This window comes from Mesorhizobium sp. M0051 (genome assembly GCF_040323235.1).
GTDB lineage: Bacteria > Pseudomonadota > Alphaproteobacteria > Rhizobiales > Rhizobiaceae > Mesorhizobium.
The window spans coordinates 28774-43222 of sequence record NZ_JAMYUT010000011.1; the positions used below are offsets into that span (position 1 = coordinate 28774).

A 14449-nucleotide genomic window follows, 5' to 3' on the forward strand; every position below is an offset into this window, starting at 1 on the left:
CCCGTCGCTATACAGGAGAAGTGCGCGGCAAGGCGACGAGGGGCAGCGCCTTGCCGACAATCGGGCCCGGCAGGGACGCCGGGTTTGCTCGAGGCGGCAGGTTGAAGGTCACCCCTTGCGGTTGCGCGCCGCGAGCGTCCTGAGCCGCAGCGCGTTGAGGCGGATGAAGCCGGCGGCGTCCTTCTGGTCGTAGGCGCCACGGTCGTCCTCGAAAGTGACCAGCGCATCGGAATAGAGCGTCTTCCTGGACTTGCGGCCGGTGATCATGACGTTGCCCTTGTAGAGCTTCAGCCGCACGGTGCCTTCGACGTCTTCCTGGCTCTTGTCGATCATCGCCTGCAGCATCAGCCGCTCGGGTGCGAACCAGAAGCCGTTGTAGATCAGCTCGGCGTAGCGCGGCATGAACTCGTCCTTGAGGTGGGCGGCACCGCGGTCGAGCGTGATCGACTCGATAGCGCGGTGCGCTGATATAAGGATGGTGCCGCCGGGCGTTTCGTAGACACCGCGCGACTTCATGCCGACGAAGCGGTTTTCGACGAGGTCGAGCCGGCCGATACCGTTGTCGCGGCCGAGATCGTTGAGGGCTGCCAGCATGGTTGCCGGCGACAGCTTCTTGCCGTTGAGTGCGATCGGATCGCCCTTGAGGAACTCGATCTCGATCTCGGTGACCTTGTCCGGCGCATCCATCGGCGAAACGGTGCGCTGGTGGACAAATTCCGGCGGCTCGGTCCATGGGTCTTCCAGCACCTTGCCCTCGGAAGAGGAGTGCAGGAGATTGGCATCGACCGAGAACGGGGCGTCGCCCTTCTTGTCCTTGGGCACCGGGATCTGGTGCTGTTCGGCGAAATTGATCAGGTCGGTGCGCGACTTGAACGACCAGTCGCGCCACGGCGCGATGACCTTGATGTCGGGGTTGAGCGCATAGGCCGAGAGTTCGAAGCGAACCTGGTCGTTACCCTTGCCGGTGGCGCCGTGCGCAATCGCGTCGGCGCCTGTCTCCCTGGCGATCTCGACCAGATGCTTGGAGATCAGCGGCCGCGCTATCGAGGTTCCGAGCAGATAGGTGCCTTCATAGACGGTGTTGGCGCGGAACATCGGAAAGACGAAGTCCGAGACGAACTCCTCGCGCACGTCGACGACGCGAATGTCCTTGATGCCCATCATCTCGGCCTTGCGGCGGGCCGGCTCGAGTTCGCCGCCCTGGCCGAGATCGGCGGTGAAGGTCACGACCTCGGCGCCGAGTTCGGTCTGCAGCCATTTCAGGATGATGGATGTGTCGAGGCCGCCGGAATAGGCGAGCACGACTTTCTTGACGTCTTTGGCTTTTGACATTTGGCGGTTCCGCGACTGAGTTCCTGGCGGGCGAGGTATCACGCAGTTTCCGGGCTGCGCAAGAGATGAAGGGCGTGCGGCGAAACAAGGTCGCATCAGGACAGCCGATTGAGAAGCGCTGGATCAGCCCTTTGCCGCCCAGCCGCTGGCTGTGAGGGGCTGCATCCTCTATAGGCATGCATGTTCTTGCCAAAGGGCCAACCATGTCGTTCATTCCAGACACCGCCACGCTGATCCAGTTTGCCATCGCCACCGTCATCCTGGCGATCACGCCGGGGCCGGACATGACCTTGTTCGTCTCGCGGACGCTGAGCCAGGGGCGCGCCACCGGCTTTGCCTCGATGGCCGGTGCGCTGTGCGGCACGCTGATCCACACCACGCTGGTGGTAGTCGGCGTCTCGGCGCTGATCGTCGCTTCGCCGATGGCCTTCTTCGTGCTGAAGATCTTTGGCGCCGGCTATCTCGTCTTCCTGGCCTGGCAGGCGGTCACCAGGGGCTCGGCCTTTTCGCCGGAGAAGAAGACAGGCCCCGAGATTTCGCTGTTGCGCAGCTGGGCCGCGGGTCTTGGCGTCAATCTGCTCAACCCGAAGATCATCCTGTTCTTCATGACCTTCCTGCCGCAGTTCGTCTCCGCGCATGACCCGAACGCGCCGGGAAAGCTGTTTTTCCTGGGCACGATGTTCATCGTGCTGGCGATCCCGGTGACCGTGCCGATGGTGCTGGCGGCGGAAAAGTTCTCGGCGGCGATGAAGGCCAGCCCGCGCGTGACGCGAGTGGTCGATTATCTCTTTGCCGGCGTGTTCTCCGCCTTTGCGCTCAAGATCCTGACGGCCCAGGCGAAGTAGGGGCGTTCTCGTCCTTCCACCAGCTTCCGGCCCAGCGCCCTGCGCTGAGCCAATAGAAGATGCCGCCGACCATGCCGCCGCCAATCACCGCCATGATGGCGCTGGTGTGGGTAAAGGCGAAGGTGGTGTCGCCGCTGTGGTCTACAAGGCCGAGGAATACGGCCGCAACCACGGCGCCCGCCAGCGCATAGAACAGCCAGTCGCGCCGGCCGAGGATTTCGGCGACCAGGATGACGACGCAAGCCGGCATCAGGGCGAAATAGGCGACGAACAGGGCGACGAAGGGAATTGAGAAATACAGCGAAGCCGTCGCCGTCGGCTGAGCGTGCTCCGGCGTGTAACCCAAAGATGCCAGGAACAGGACGTTGAGGAACGCGCTCGCCGCCAGCGAGGCGACGGCATAGCCGAACAGGATCGCGGCGAAACGGAGGAGATAGCCGAGGAGACGGGTCATCCCAAATCCCGGCCCCAATCTCGGCCTGAATCCCTGGGCATGCCGGACTTGCGCCCGGCCAGAAGCCAGTAGACCGACCCGGCGGCAATGCCGGCTGTGGCCAGAAACCCGAGAAAACCCGGATTGAAGACAAAGCTGCCGGCCGAGCGCGGCATGGATACGCCAAAGGCGATCGACGTGATCGCACCCGTAGCGGCGAAGTAGAACCAGCCCCGAAGCGACAGCCGTTCGGCGACAAAGAGCGCGGGGCCGACGATCAGCAGCGCTGCGACCATCACGGTCAACACCGCGAGCGGGAAAGAACCCAGCCAGTCGAAGGCGAAGATGATGGACCAGTTGCCGTCTTCTATACCTTCCAGAAGAGCGATCAGCAGCACGGGGACCAGGATCGAGGTCAGCACAGCGGCGAAATAGCCGACTGCCATCGTGGCGAGGCGCTTCAGCCAGGCGAGACGGCGGCTCACGCCTCGCCGTGCCCCGCGATCATCATGGCCTCCAGCGCCAGTCGGTCGACTTTGCGCATGCGTTCGGAGTCCGACTTGAGCTGGCCGCAGGCGGCGAGGATGTCGCGGCCGCGCGGCGTGCGGATCGGCGAGGCATAGCCGGCATTGTTGATGTAGTCGGCGAATTTCTCGATCGTCTCCCAGTCCGAGCACTGGTAGTTGGTGCCCGGCCACGGGTTGAACGGGATCAGGTTGATCTTGGCCGGAATACCCTTGAGCAGCTTGATCAGGCCTTTTGCGTCCTCGATGGAATCGTTGACGTCCTTCAGCATCACATATTCGAAGGTGATGCGCTTGGCGTTGGACAGGCCGGGATAGGCGCGGCAGGCGGCGATCAGGTCCTTCAGCGGATACTTCTTGTTGATCGGCACCAGCAGGTCGCGCAGATCGTCATTGGTGGCGTGCAGCGAGATCGCCAGCATGACGCCGATCTCCTCGCCGGTGCGGAAAATTTCCGGCACGACGCCGGAAGTCGACAGCGTGATGCGCCGTTTGGACAGCGACAGGCCATCGCCGTCGGAGGCGATCAGCAGGGCCTTCTTCACCGCCTCGAAATTGTAGAGCGGCTCGCCCATGCCCATCATCACGACGTTGGAGACTTTGCGGCCCTCGGCCGGCACGATGGCGCCGTCGGGCGTGTCGCGGTCGGGAAAATCGCCGAGCCGGTCGCGCGCTGTGAGTAACTGCGCAAGGATTTCCTCAGCCGTCAGATTGCGCACCAGCTTCTGCGTGCCGGTATGGCAGAACGAGCAGGTCAGCGTGCAGCCGACCTGCGAGGAGATGCAGAGCGTGCCGCGGCCTTCCTCGGGAATATAGACGGTCTCGATCTCGACCGGCCGGCCGGCGCCGCGCGGCGGAAAGCGGAACAGCCATTTGCGCGTGCCGTCCGAAGAAATCTGTTCCTCGACGATCTCGGGCCTGGCGATGGTGAAGTGCTTGTCCAGTTCGGCGCGCAAATCCTTGGAGATGTTGAACATGCCGGCGAAGTCGGAGACACCGCGCACATACATCCAGTGCCAGAGCTGCTGGGCCCGCATCCTGGCCTGGCGCTCCGGCACGGTTCCCGAAGTGACAAGCGCCTCGCCGAGCTCAGTGCGCGTCAGGCCGATCAGCGACTGTTTTTCGGGCAGTGCCGCACGGGCACGCAACGCGTCACGGGCGCCTTCGGTGGTGAGATCGAATGAAAGGGTCATGGTTGCACAGATATAAGCGGTTTGCGGCCGATTTCACTTATCGTGCCGGCATGAAGCGCGGCGCATAGCACAGGTTGGGGGCAGAGTCATGCGGTGGGAGTCCAAACCCATGGATGCAGGTCGAAGGCCCGCTGCGGCTATCTGGCAACCTTGCCCTGTCCTCCCGCTGCAAGGAAACGATCACATGATCGTGTTTGCGTAACGATTCCCATCGCGCCTTCGAAATCTGAATGGGGCAACTTTGCCTCTACAAAATGGGAGTACGCAGAATGAACTCTATCAAGCTAGCCCTCATTGCCGGCCTCGTCGGCCTTTCCGCCTCGCAGGCATTTGCCGAAGACGCGATGGGCACAATGACCATGATGAAGAGCGGAGAGGTGACGGCGATCATGCCGGATGGGCACATGGGCACCATGAAGCCGGATGCGAAGATGGCGGCCGAGATGATGAAGATGGCAAAGCCGATCAAGCACTGCATGATGATGATGACCGATGCCAAGGGCAAAGCGTATATGATCGATACGTCGACCAAAAAGGCTCAGGCCGAATGTGAAAAAATGGCCATGTAAGACTGAACCCGTCAAGATCGAGACCCGCCGGCACACGCCGGCGGGTCATTCCGATGCGGGGTCCAAATCCCCCGCCGGGCCTTTGATCTAAAGCGCTGATGTCCGGCCTCGGGGAGCCGGTCTTCGCTATTGCGCCATAGGCTATCGGGGTGGGCGCCAGCCTATTTGCACTTGGCGATCGACGTCAGCGCAGCCGAAATGCCCTTCAGCGAGAAGACATAGGAGGTCGGGTTGCCGCGGCCGGACTTCGCCGTCACCTTCATATCGGTGCCGGTCTTCATGGCGGCGATCAGCACCGGCTCCTCGGCGGCGTTCTCGACCCAGGCCGACTTGCCGCGCGTGAACATCGAGAACGACTTCTTGTCGATGGTGACGGTGGCCTTGGAGCCTTCCTGGAAATTGTAGCCGGCGATGAATTGCGGCTCGTAGGACACTTGCTGGCCGGGCCGCTGGCTGACGAAGAAGAACATGTCGCCATGGTCGAGCGTCGGCGGCTGCTTGTCGGTCGGCACGGTCAGGACATAGCAGACCTTGCCGCCCGATGCCTGGTAGCTGTAGGTGCCCCAGGCATTGTGCTGGCCGATCTTGGTCGCCGACTGAGCCAGTGCCGGCGCTGCCGCGGCGACCAGGACCAGGCTCGAAACTATAGCAATCAATCCGCGCATCGTTTTTCCCGTATTCCAAAGGTGCGGCGGCAGGCCGGCTCGGCGTCCTGCCCGTCGCTTCATTTTGATTTAATCTGGGTTACCAAACAGTGAATTTCCTTTGAGAAAGGAATCCCACCCCGAGGAAACCGCCGCCATTCCCGCGCCGCCGCCTTGCGAGCGAGTGGCGCGACGTCCCTTTGGCGACTTGGAGGCCACGAAAGCGGCAAGAGTTTGACTTTCATGCCGCCGCCGAAACCGGCCTAAATGGCGCTTTCGTGCGCCTGTTCAGCCCTTGTCGGCGATGGCGTCCTTGGCAGCCTGCCGGTGCGCAGGGGTGATGTGGGCGCTGACAGCGGTGATCGCGGCGGTGAGCACGGCGATGTCATCGGTGAAACCAAGCCCGAGGATGAAGTCGGGGATGACATCCACCGGCAGCACGAAATAGCCGAGCGCGGCCAGCAGAATGCCCTTGGCGCGCAGCGGCGTGTTCTTGTCCATGGCGCAGTAATAGGAGGCGACGACCTCTTCCATGAACGGGATCTGCCGCGCGGCCTTCTTGGCTGTCCGCCAGAATTTCTCGCGCACTTCATTCTCGTCGGCGAGCTTGCCGCCAAAGCCGAAGAAATCAAAACCGGATTGTCGCGCCATCAGTGTCTCCTAGCAGGACTCATGCGCAACCCGGCACATGTCGGCGAGGCGAAATGTGGTGAAAGGCGACCCCTACTGCAAGATACCGGCCCATTCCTCGACCCGAAAATCGGAATCGGCGTTTGCCGCGCGGACCAACGGTTCAGGGGGATGCCGGCCTACAAAGGCGCTCGTCAGGCTGGCAATCGCCTCTTTGGAGATTGGCGGAAACGCCCCTCCCGTCGTCATTCTAGGGTCTGCGCCGCGTCGCTTCGCTCGTTGCTTCGCCCGTGGATGACGAAGCTGGGGTTGCGCACGTTTGGACCTCCCTAACCGGCAAAGCGGTTCATCTTCTTGGCCAGATCGATATCGAGCGCGGTCACACCGCCGGCATCGTGGGTGTTGAGCGTCACGTCGACGGTCTTGTAGACATTCGACCAGTCGGGATGATGGTCCATCTTCTCGGCGGCGAGCGCAACGCGGGTCATGAAGGCGAAAGCCTCGGAGAAATTCGCGAAGGTGAACGTGCGCTTGATGGAGGCACCATCCGCAGCCGGTGCCCAGCCTTCGAGCCCGACCAACGCGGCGGCGATTGCGTCCTTGCCCAGTTTTTCTCTCGTCATGTCAGCTTCCCGTGTTATTTCGGCTGAAAGACTGTCTGGAACCCTGGCGAGTTTCGAAACCGTCTCTGGAGTCCCTACCATAGTGTCGGATCGATGAGCGCAAAGCCCATAAATTCCATTCTTTTCGTCTGCCTCGGCAACATCTGCCGGTCGCCACTGGCGGAGGGCGTCTTTCGTGCCGTGCTGGCGGAGCGTGGGTTGGGCAGGAATATCCTGCTCGATTCAGCCGCCACCAGCAGCTGGGAAGCCGGCGCGGCGCCCGATCCACGCTCGATCGCGATTGCGGCGCGTCACGGTGTCGACATTTCCCGACAGAGGGCGCGCAAGGTTACGCCGGAGGATTTCTCCCACTTCGACCTGATTCTCGGCATGGACCGGTCGAATGTCGCCGACCTGAAAGCGTTGGCGCCAGCAGCCATGCGCGACCGGGTGCAACTGTTCCTTGAATTCGCAGACGGCAAGGCACGTGATGTGCCGGATCCCTATTATGACGGGGCGGAAGCTTTCGCTTCGGTCTACCGCATGATCCGCGAGGCATCGGAAGCGCTGGCGACAAGGCTGGAGGCGCGGGCATCTGTGCCCGACAGCGGCCAAGCTTCCTCGACGATGTAGGGGCCGCCCCCGACCGAATCGCGCGACGACATCAATACGAAGCGACCGATACGAAACGGCAGCGTCAAGAAATTGCCGCGCGCCGACAGATATTGGGCGACGCCCAGCGGGGTCGAATTGCGCAGCCTTGCAAGTGTGACATGCGGCATGAACTTGCGGGGGTCGGCTGGGATACCGAGCCGCTGGCAGATGCGGTCGATTTCGCCCTGAAGGGCGGCAAGATCGGGCGAGGTGGAAACGCCGGCCCAAACGGCATGCGGCTTTTTCTGGCCGAAGGCACCAACGCCGGACAGGGCCAGCGAAAAGGAAGGGCGGTGGACGCGGTCGAGCGCGTTGGCGATCTCGTCGGCGACGTGACCAGGTACATCGCCGATGAAGCGCAGTGTCAGATGGTAGTTCTCGACATCGATCCAGCGGGCGCCGGGCAGGCCGCCCCGCAGCAGGGACAGCGAAAGGGCAGCGTCACGCGGTATTTCGAGGGCGGTGAAAAGACGCGGCATGAAGAGCCTCCCTTCCTCGAATCGAACTGTCACCTCTAGCGAATCATCGATAGTCAAACGGGGCAAGAGGTTTGTTGGTCACAGTCCCTGTTAAAAAGCTTCCCTAACGGAAAGAGCTCCAGTCCCACCTTATGAGCTGCCCGGCACCGCCGCGATGGCCTTCTCGACCGCCGGCAGGATACGTTCTACCATCTGGTCGACGCCTTGCGCGCTCGGATGCAGGCCGTCCTCGAGCTGCATGCCGGGCTGGCCGGCAACGCCGTCGAGAAAGAACGGGTAGAACGCAACGTCGTATTTGTCGGCTAGGCCCGGAAATATGGCATCGAAGGCGCTCTGGTAGTCCGCGCCGAGATTGGGCGCGGCGCGCATGCCGGCCAGAAGCACGGCGATCTTGCGTTCTTTCAGCCTGCCCAGCATCTCGTCCAGGTTCTTCCTGGTGATGTCGGGCGAAACGCCGCGCAGCATGTCGTTGGCGCCGAGTTCGAGGATGACCAATTGCGTGCCATCCGGCACCGACCAGTCGAGCCGCGCCAGGCCGCCGCTCGTCGTGTCGCCGGAGACGCCGGCATTGGCGACGGTCACATCATGGCCTTTGGCGCCAAGCGCTGCCTGCAGCCTGTCGGTAAAGCCCTGGCCTGGCCCAAGGCCGAAGCCCGCCATCAAGCTGTCACCGAAGCCGACGATCTTGAACGGCTCGGCACGCGCCGACGACATGGCGCCGCAAATGGCGAGGAAAACGACGAGGCCTGCGGCAATCCTGCGTTTGAAAGACATGCGGTAGGCCCCATATGAGCAAGGAATTTTTCCGGCGACGGCTTCCGGCAAGCAGAACCCTCATCCTCGCATATAGGACGCTTTCATTTTGACAGAAGCCGTCATTGGGCTAAAAAACGTATCGCTAACCCTTGGCGAGGGGGCCTCATTGGTCCATGTGCTGAAGGACGTCAGCCTCGACGTGGCGCCCTGCGAGGCGACCGGCATCGTCGGACCCTCGGGCTCCGGCAAGTCGACATTGCTGATGGTTCTGGCTGGCCTGGAAAGGGTCGATTCGGGTACGGTACGAATTGCCGGTGAGCTGCTCAACGGCAAAAGCGAGGACCAGATTGCTTCGTTTCGTGGCCGAAACATTGGCATCGTGTTCCAATCCTTTCATCTCATTCCCAACATGACGGCGCTCGAAAATGTCGCGGTGCCGCTGGAGCTGGCCGGCCATGCCGATCCGTTTTCGGTTGCGGCGCGCGAGCTGGCGGCGGTTGGCCTCAGCGAACGCGTCACCCACTATCCCGGCGAATTGTCGGGCGGCGAGCAGCAGCGCGTGGCGATAGCCCGCGCACTGGCGCCGTCGCCACGCATTCTCATTGCTGACGAGCCGACCGGCAACCTCGACCAGGCGACGGGGCGGCAAGTCGCCGATCTATTGTTTGCCAAGGCGGCCGAGCGCGGCATGACGCTGGTGCTGGTCACCCATGATCCGGCGCTTGCGGCGCGTTGTTCACGCCAGGTTTCGATGCGGTCGGGCAGGATCGAAGCGCCGGCGCTCGCCAAGGTGACAGCTTGATGCCGTTGTCGCAGACGCTGAGGCTCGCGGTTCGCTTCTCGCTGCGCGAGATGCGAGGCGGCCTGTCCGGCTTCCTCATCTTCCTCGCCTGCATCGCGCTCGGCGTCGCGGCCATCGGCGGCGTCAACTCGGTGGCGCGTTCGATCACCGCCGGTGTCGCCAATCAGGGCCAGACGCTGCTTGGCGGCGATCTCCGCTTCCAGATCAACCAGCGTGACGCCAGCAAGGCCGAACGCAATTTTCTTGACGGGCTGGGCGCGATTTCCAGAACCGCCAGCATGCGTTCGATGGCGCGTCTCGCCGACGGGTCCGACCAGGCGCTTGTCGAGGCCAAGGCTGTCGATGATGCCTACCCGCTCTACGGCGCGCTGGACATCGAACCGGAATTGTCGAAGCAGGAACTGTTCGGTGAAGAGTTCGGCGTCTTCGGCGCCGCGGCCCCTGACGTCTTGTTCGAGCGGCTGCATCTCAGGATCGGCGACCGGCTGAAGCTCGGCACCGCCACTTTCGAACTGCGTGCCAGGCTGGCCGCCGAACCGGATGCCGTCTCCGACGGCTTCGGCTTTGCGCCGCGGCTGATGATCTCGACCGAAGGGCTGGCGGCCACCGGTTTGATCCAGCCGGGCAGCCTGGTCGAAAATGCCTACAAGGTCCGCCTGCCGGCGGACGCCGACGAGGCGCGGCTCAGGGCCATCCAGGACCAGGCGGCCAGGGATTTTCCGGAGGCCGGCTGGTCGATCCGCACGCGCAGCAACGCCGCTCCCGCGCTGTCGTCCAACATCGAGCGCTTCTCGCAGTTCCTGACGCTGGTCGGGTTGACGGCGCTGGTGGTCGGTGGCGTCGGGGTCGCCAATGCGGTGCGCGCCTATCTCGACGGCAAGCGCGGCGTCATCGCCACCTTCAAGAGCCTGGGCGCTTCGGGTGGCTTTGTCTTTGCCGTCTATCTGGTGCAGATCCTGATTATCGCCGCGCTCGGCATCCTGCTTGGCCTGGTGCTTGGCGCGCTGATGCCGTTCGTGGCCGGCGCTGCTCTTCATCAGGTCATCCCGGTGCCGGCGGAGGGCGGCTTCTATCCCGGCGCGCTCGGCATGGCGGCACTGTTCGGTCTGCTGGTGACGCTGGCCTTCGCGTTGCTGCCGCTCGGCCGCGCCCGCGACGTGCCGGCCACCGCGCTGTTTCGTGAGATGGGGCTTGAAGGCCGTGGTTCTCCACGACCTGTCTATGTCGCGGCGGCACTCGGCATTGCGCTGCTGCTGGCGGCACTGGCAATTCTATCCTCGGACGATCAGCGTATCGCCTCGATCTTCGTCGGTGCCACCATCTTCGCTTTCCTGGTGCTGCGCCTTGTCGGCGCGCTGGTGCAATGGGCGGCCAGGAAGAGCCCGCGTGTGCGGTTCGTGGCGCTGCGGCTCGCCATCGGCAACATCCATCGGCCCGGCGCCTTGACGCCATCGGTTGTGCTGTCGCTGGGACTTGGGCTGACGCTGCTGGTGACGCTGGCGCTGATCGACGGCAATCTCAGGCGGCAGATCTCCGGCAGTATGCCGGAACGGGCGCCGAATTTCTTCTTCGTCGACATCCAGGGCAGCGATGTCGCTTCCTTCTCGGCGCTGATCGGCAAGGAGGCGCCGCAGGGGACGCTGGCCAAGGTGCCGATGCTGCGCGGCCGGGTGATGGCGCTGAACGGCGTCGATGTCGACAAGGTGAAGGTGCCGGCGCAAGGCGCCTGGGTGCTGAAGGGAGATCGTGGCCTGACCTACGACGCCAGGCAGCCGCAAAACGCGACGCTGACCGAAGGCAGCTGGTGGCCGGACAATTATAGCGGCGAGCCGCTGGTCTCGTTTTCGGCGCAGGAAGGCAAGGAGATCGGGCTGAAGCTCGGCGACACCATCACCGTCAATGTGCTCGGCCGCAATGTCACGGCCAGGATCGCAAATTTCCGCGAGGTCGAGTGGGAAACGATGGGCATCAATTTCGTCATGGTGTTCTCGCCAAACACATTTGCGGGCGCGCCGCATGGCTGGATTGCGACGCTGACCGAAAAGAATGCCTCCGCGGCCGACGACGCCCGCATCCTCAATGCCGTCACCCGCGCCTTCCCGGCGGTGACGACGGTGCGGGTCAAGGATGCGCTCGATGTCGTCAACCGGCTGGTCGGGCAGCTCGGCACGGCGATCCGGGCGGCCGCCGGCGTGGCGCTGATCGCGTCGGTGCTGGTGCTGGCCGGCGCGCTTGCCGCCGGCAACCGGGCGCGCATTCATGACGCGGTGGTGCTGAAGACGCTTGGCGCGACACGCAGGACTTTGATATCGGCCTTCTCCCTCGAATACATGCTGATCGGGCTCGCCACCGCGATCTTCGCCTTGGCCGCAGGCAGTGCCGCGGCCTGGTTCGTCGTCGCGCGCATCATGACATTGCCGTCGCATTTCCTGCCCGAGGTGGCGGTGGCAACCATTCTGTTCTCGCTGGTGATCACGGTCGGCATTGGTCTCGCCGGCACCTGGCGGGTGCTCGGCCACAAGGCAGCACCGGTGCTGCGCAACCTGTGATCTCGGGCACGAAACGGCCGTCCCGGATTAAATCTTGGTAAGAATTCCGTCTGGGAAGCCGGAAAATCGACGCTTCGTTGTCTCACGAACCGTTACATCCGGTTACGGTCTTGTTCTTGACGCGAATAACCATCATATTTCGCGACAGGCATGCTGGAGCCCTGCCAGCGGCGCCTGGGTCTGAAAGGGCCTGACACCGGACGGGGCAGAAGCAATAGAGGACTTCAATGGCTGATCCCATTCGCAACTACCAGACGCGCGCCGTGCCCGGCGTCGGTGTCGGTGCTGACATCGATCAGGGCCTGCGCGCTTACATGATCAAGGTCTACAATCTGATGGGGCTTGGCCTCCTCATCACCGGTCTTGCCGCTGTCGGCACGATCATGTTGGCCACCACCACCGATCCGGCTTCGGCTGTCGCGACGCTGTCAAGCGGCGAAATGCTGACCTCCTTCGGCTATGCGATCTTCGGCTCGCCACTGAAATGGGTCGTGATCTTTGCCCCGCTCGCGGCGGTGATGTTCCTGTCGTTCCGCGTTCAGTCGATGAGCGTTTCGGCGGCGCAGACTACCTTCTGGGTCTATGCAGGCCTTGTCGGCCTGTCGCTGTCGTCGATCTTCCTGGTCTACACCACGGCCAGCATTTCGCAGACCTTCTTCGCTACGGCCGCGGCCTTCGGCGCGCTGTCGCTGTTCGGCTACACCACCAAGCGTGACCTGACGGCGATGGGTTCTTTCCTGATCATGGGCGTGTTCGGCATTATCATCGCGTCGGTGATCAACATCTTCCTGCACTCATCGGCGCTGTCCTTCGCCGTGTCGGCTGCCGGCGTGCTGATCTTCGCCGGCCTCACCGCCTATGACACGCAAAACATCAAGGAGATGTATTTCGAGGGCGATGCTTCGGATGTCGCCGGCCGCAAAGCCATCATGGGCGCGTTGAGGCTCTACCTCGACTTCATCAACCTGTTCATGTTCCTGCTGCAGTTCATGGGCGACCGCCGCTAGGCTTTTTAAGCTGGATCGGATCTTTTCCGAAGATCGGTTTCAGCTTTTCGAGATCATGTTCTGACTGGACCATCGAGTTCCAAAGGGCGGCCCAACGGCCGCCCTTTTCTTTTGTACCGGCCTTTGCTGTTATCGAAGGCAGACAAAGGGGTGCGCATTAAGAATGAGCAATGTCACGATTCGTCTCGCGACAGCGGCCGACCTTGATCGGATCACGGAAATCTATGCCGCCGCGGTGACTCAAGGCACGGCAAGCTATGAGCTGGAGGCGCCCAGCCGCGCCGAGATGGGCGTCCGGTTCGACAGTTTGATGGCCGGCGGCTTTCCCTATCTGGTGGCGGAAAAGAACGGTGCCGTGCTCGGCTATGCCTATGCCGGTGCCTTTCGGCCGCGCCCTGCCTACCGCTTCATCGTTGAGGATTCGGTCTATATCGCGCCGGAGGCCAAGGGCCAGGGCGTCGGGCTCAAGCTGATGCAAAGCCTGATCGAGGCGGTGGAAGCAGCGGGCTTTCGCCAGATCATCGCGGTGATCGGCGATGGCCATGCCGACAGCGCCTCGGTACGGCTGCACGAGAAGCTCGGCTTTCGCCATTCGGGACGCCTTGAAGGTTCCGGCTACAAGCACGGGCGCTGGCTGGACACGGTGTTCATGCAACTGTCGCTGAATGGCGGGGCATCGGCGCCGCCCGATCTCGAATCGCTGCCGGAGCGGAAGTTCCGCGAGGGGCTTGGAGGGAAATGAACTGAGGAATTGAAACTGAGGAATTGAAGAATTGATGAGCTGAAGAATAAAGAAACAGCGGCTATGAATCGCGCTGCGGGCTTCTCATCAGTTCATCAATTCTCCAGTTCTTCAATTCCCCTGCTCCATTCCCCGCTCAGGCCTCGACCAGCTTCAGCTTGCTGTCGAATATCCCAAGCACGCGGCCGAGTTCCTGGCCGCGTTTCAAGATGCGGCCGCCGGCGGCAATGACGGCAAAGGCCCCCTGCTTGCGGGCCAGTTTCGGATCCTTGACGATCTGGAACAGCGGTACTTCGCTGGTACGGCGAAATACGGAAAACACGGCACGGTCGGTGAGATGATCGATGGCATAGTCGCGCCATTCGTTGGCAGCGACCATGCGTCCGTAGAGCCTGAGGATCTGGTCCAGCTCACGCCGGTCGAACCGCACCGGCTGATCGAGGCGCGCGTGTCGCGCCTCGTGCAGCGGGATCAATATTGCGGATGCGTCCCCATCCCCAGTCCCGCCGCTGTCATCGGTCATGCCTCGATCCTTCAAAATGAATCTTTGCCAACCAAAGTTGGCGTGTTCGCGGTTGAATTGCAAGGCCCGGCGAAGCAGGGCGGCGCTGCGCTGTTTTCGCAACGTCCAGTCACTTTTATGAAACGCCTTGTTGGAATTGGTGATGCTTCGCCACATTTCTGCCTT

At 62.7% G+C, this 14449-nt stretch carries 17 protein-coding genes; 7 read left to right on the forward strand and 10 right to left on the reverse strand.

Annotated elements, in window-relative coordinates; translation table 11 throughout:
- Positions 1–108 precede the first annotated feature (108 nt).
- Positions 109–1332: an argininosuccinate synthase gene (locus tag NKJ90_RS13490; protein ID WP_352486145.1), complete on the reverse strand. Its 1224-nt coding sequence runs from the start codon at positions 1330–1332 to the stop codon at positions 109–111.
- Between the two features lie 203 nt (positions 1333–1535).
- On the opposite strand from NKJ90_RS13490, the gene NKJ90_RS13495 reads away from it, so the two are divergent.
- Positions 1536–2177: a LysE family translocator gene (locus tag NKJ90_RS13495; RefSeq protein WP_023758943.1), complete on the forward strand. Its 642-nt coding sequence runs from the start codon at positions 1536–1538 to the stop codon at positions 2175–2177.
- On the opposite strand, the gene NKJ90_RS13500 is transcribed toward NKJ90_RS13495, so the two are convergent.
- The 3 genes from NKJ90_RS13500 to rlmN are packed head-to-tail and all read right to left on the reverse strand — an operon-like array spanning position 2149 to position 4327.
- A complete protein-coding gene (locus NKJ90_RS13500) occupies positions 2149–2631 on the reverse strand; it encodes a hypothetical protein (protein ID WP_023758942.1) in 483 nt (160 codons plus the stop codon). The two genes, NKJ90_RS13495 and NKJ90_RS13500, sit on opposite strands and share 29 nt — an antisense overlap.
- On the reverse strand, positions 2628–3095 hold the full coding sequence (locus NKJ90_RS13505; protein ID WP_023758941.1) for a hypothetical protein: 468 nt from the start codon (positions 3093–3095) through the stop codon (positions 2628–2630). The genes NKJ90_RS13500 and NKJ90_RS13505 overlap by 4 nt, the downstream gene beginning before the upstream one ends.
- Complete coding sequence (rlmN, locus tag NKJ90_RS13510) at positions 3092–4327, reverse strand: dual-specificity RNA methyltransferase RlmN (protein ID WP_023758940.1); 1236 nt, start codon at positions 4325–4327, stop codon at positions 3092–3094. Before rlmN ends, NKJ90_RS13505 begins: the two co-directional genes overlap by 4 nt.
- Before the next feature lie 269 nt (positions 4328–4596).
- On the opposite strand from rlmN, the gene NKJ90_RS13515 reads away from it, so the two are divergent.
- Positions 4597–4896 carry a hypothetical protein gene (locus NKJ90_RS13515; protein ID WP_023758939.1) on the forward strand — a complete coding sequence of 100 codons (300 nt, stop codon included), beginning with the start codon at positions 4597–4599 and terminating at the stop codon, positions 4894–4896.
- 161 nt (positions 4897–5057) lie between these two features.
- On the opposite strand, the gene NKJ90_RS13520 is transcribed toward NKJ90_RS13515, so the two are convergent.
- From NKJ90_RS13520 to NKJ90_RS13530, 3 genes are all read right to left on the reverse strand, one after another.
- Entirely contained in the window at positions 5058–5561 is a 504-nt protein-coding gene (locus tag NKJ90_RS13520) for an invasion associated locus B family protein (RefSeq protein WP_023758938.1), read from the reverse strand.
- Between the two features lie 267 nt (positions 5562–5828).
- Positions 5829–6191: a YkvA family protein gene (locus NKJ90_RS13525; protein WP_023758937.1), complete on the reverse strand. Its 363-nt coding sequence runs from the start codon at positions 6189–6191 to the stop codon at positions 5829–5831.
- A gap of 308 nt (positions 6192–6499) precedes the next feature.
- Positions 6500–6793: a 4a-hydroxytetrahydrobiopterin dehydratase gene (locus tag NKJ90_RS13530; protein WP_023758936.1), complete on the reverse strand. Its 294-nt coding sequence runs from the start codon at positions 6791–6793 to the stop codon at positions 6500–6502.
- A gap of 93 nt (positions 6794–6886) precedes the next feature.
- On the opposite strand from NKJ90_RS13530, the gene NKJ90_RS13535 reads away from it, so the two are divergent.
- Positions 6887–7405: a low molecular weight protein-tyrosine-phosphatase gene (locus NKJ90_RS13535; RefSeq protein WP_084025376.1), complete on the forward strand. Its 519-nt coding sequence runs from the start codon at positions 6887–6889 to the stop codon at positions 7403–7405.
- Here the strand turns inward: NKJ90_RS13535 and thpR are convergent.
- On the reverse strand, positions 7309–7905 hold the full coding sequence (thpR, locus tag NKJ90_RS13540) for an RNA 2',3'-cyclic phosphodiesterase (RefSeq protein WP_352486146.1): 597 nt from the start codon (positions 7903–7905) through the stop codon (positions 7309–7311). The genes NKJ90_RS13535 and thpR overlap by 97 nt on opposite strands.
- 129 nt (positions 7906–8034) lie before the next feature.
- Positions 8035–8679, reverse strand: coding sequence for an arylesterase (locus NKJ90_RS13545; protein WP_023758933.1), 645 nt, complete (start codon positions 8677–8679; stop codon positions 8035–8037).
- Between the two features lie 88 nt (positions 8680–8767).
- Between NKJ90_RS13545 and NKJ90_RS13550 the strand changes: the two genes are divergently transcribed.
- The 4 genes from NKJ90_RS13550 (at position 8768) to NKJ90_RS13565 (ending at position 13761) form a co-directional block, all read left to right on the forward strand.
- Positions 8768–9463: an ABC transporter ATP-binding protein gene (locus NKJ90_RS13550; protein WP_023758932.1), complete on the forward strand. Its 696-nt coding sequence runs from the start codon at positions 8768–8770 to the stop codon at positions 9461–9463.
- Positions 9463–12012, forward strand: coding sequence for an ABC transporter permease (locus NKJ90_RS13555; RefSeq protein ID WP_023758931.1), 2550 nt, complete (start codon positions 9463–9465; stop codon positions 12010–12012). Before NKJ90_RS13550 ends, NKJ90_RS13555 begins: the two co-directional genes overlap by 1 nt.
- 227 nt (positions 12013–12239) lie before the next feature.
- Positions 12240–13019 (forward strand): Bax inhibitor-1/YccA family protein, encoded by a 780-nt coding sequence (locus NKJ90_RS13560; RefSeq protein ID WP_023758930.1) that lies wholly within the window; start codon positions 12240–12242, stop codon positions 13017–13019.
- A 163-nt stretch (positions 13020–13182) separates the two neighbouring features.
- The gene (locus NKJ90_RS13565; RefSeq protein WP_023758929.1) at positions 13183–13761 is read left to right on the forward strand and encodes a GNAT family N-acetyltransferase; all 579 of its coding nucleotides are present in this window, start codon (positions 13183–13185) and stop codon (positions 13759–13761) included.
- 136 nt (positions 13762–13897) lie between these two features.
- Here the strand turns inward: NKJ90_RS13565 and NKJ90_RS13570 are convergent, their stop codons facing one another.
- Positions 13898–14284, reverse strand: a complete 387-nt coding sequence (locus NKJ90_RS13570; protein ID WP_023758928.1) for a DUF2794 domain-containing protein — start codon at positions 14282–14284, stop codon at positions 13898–13900.
- Between the last annotated feature and the right edge of the window lie 165 nt (positions 14285–14449).

Coding starts and splice junctions, on each gene's coding strand:
- NKJ90_RS13490 (WP_352486145.1), bottom strand. CDS start 1,332: ATGTCAAAAGCCAAAGACGTCAAGAAAGTCGTGCTCGCCTATTCCGGC.
- NKJ90_RS13495 (WP_023758943.1), top strand. CDS start 1,536: ATGTCGTTCATTCCAGACACCGCCACGCTGATCCAGTTTGCCATCGCC.
- NKJ90_RS13500 (WP_023758942.1), bottom strand. CDS start 2,631: ATGACCCGTCTCCTCGGCTATCTCCTCCGTTTCGCCGCGATCCTGTTC.
- rlmN (WP_023758940.1), bottom strand. CDS start 4,327: ATGACCCTTTCATTCGATCTCACCACCGAAGGCGCCCGTGACGCGTTG.
- NKJ90_RS13515 (WP_023758939.1), top strand. CDS start 4,597: ATGAACTCTATCAAGCTAGCCCTCATTGCCGGCCTCGTCGGCCTTTCC.
- NKJ90_RS13520 (WP_023758938.1), bottom strand. CDS start 5,561: ATGCGCGGATTGATTGCTATAGTTTCGAGCCTGGTCCTGGTCGCCGCG.
- NKJ90_RS13525 (WP_023758937.1), bottom strand. CDS start 6,191: ATGGCGCGACAATCCGGTTTTGATTTCTTCGGCTTTGGCGGCAAGCTC.
- NKJ90_RS13530 (WP_023758936.1), bottom strand. CDS start 6,793: ATGACGAGAGAAAAACTGGGCAAGGACGCAATCGCCGCCGCGTTGGTC.
- NKJ90_RS13535 (WP_084025376.1), top strand. CDS start 6,887: ATGAGCGCAAAGCCCATAAATTCCATTCTTTTCGTCTGCCTCGGCAAC.
- thpR (WP_352486146.1), bottom strand. CDS start 7,905: ATGCCGCGTCTTTTCACCGCCCTCGAAATACCGCGTGACGCTGCCCTT.
- NKJ90_RS13545 (WP_023758933.1), bottom strand. CDS start 8,679: ATGTCTTTCAAACGCAGGATTGCCGCAGGCCTCGTCGTTTTCCTCGCC.
- NKJ90_RS13555 (WP_023758931.1), top strand. CDS start 9,463: ATGCCGTTGTCGCAGACGCTGAGGCTCGCGGTTCGCTTCTCGCTGCGC.
- NKJ90_RS13560 (WP_023758930.1), top strand. CDS start 12,240: ATGGCTGATCCCATTCGCAACTACCAGACGCGCGCCGTGCCCGGCGTC.
- NKJ90_RS13565 (WP_023758929.1), top strand. CDS start 13,183: ATGAGCAATGTCACGATTCGTCTCGCGACAGCGGCCGACCTTGATCGG.
- NKJ90_RS13570 (WP_023758928.1), bottom strand. CDS start 14,284: ATGACCGATGACAGCGGCGGGACTGGGGATGGGGACGCATCCGCAATA.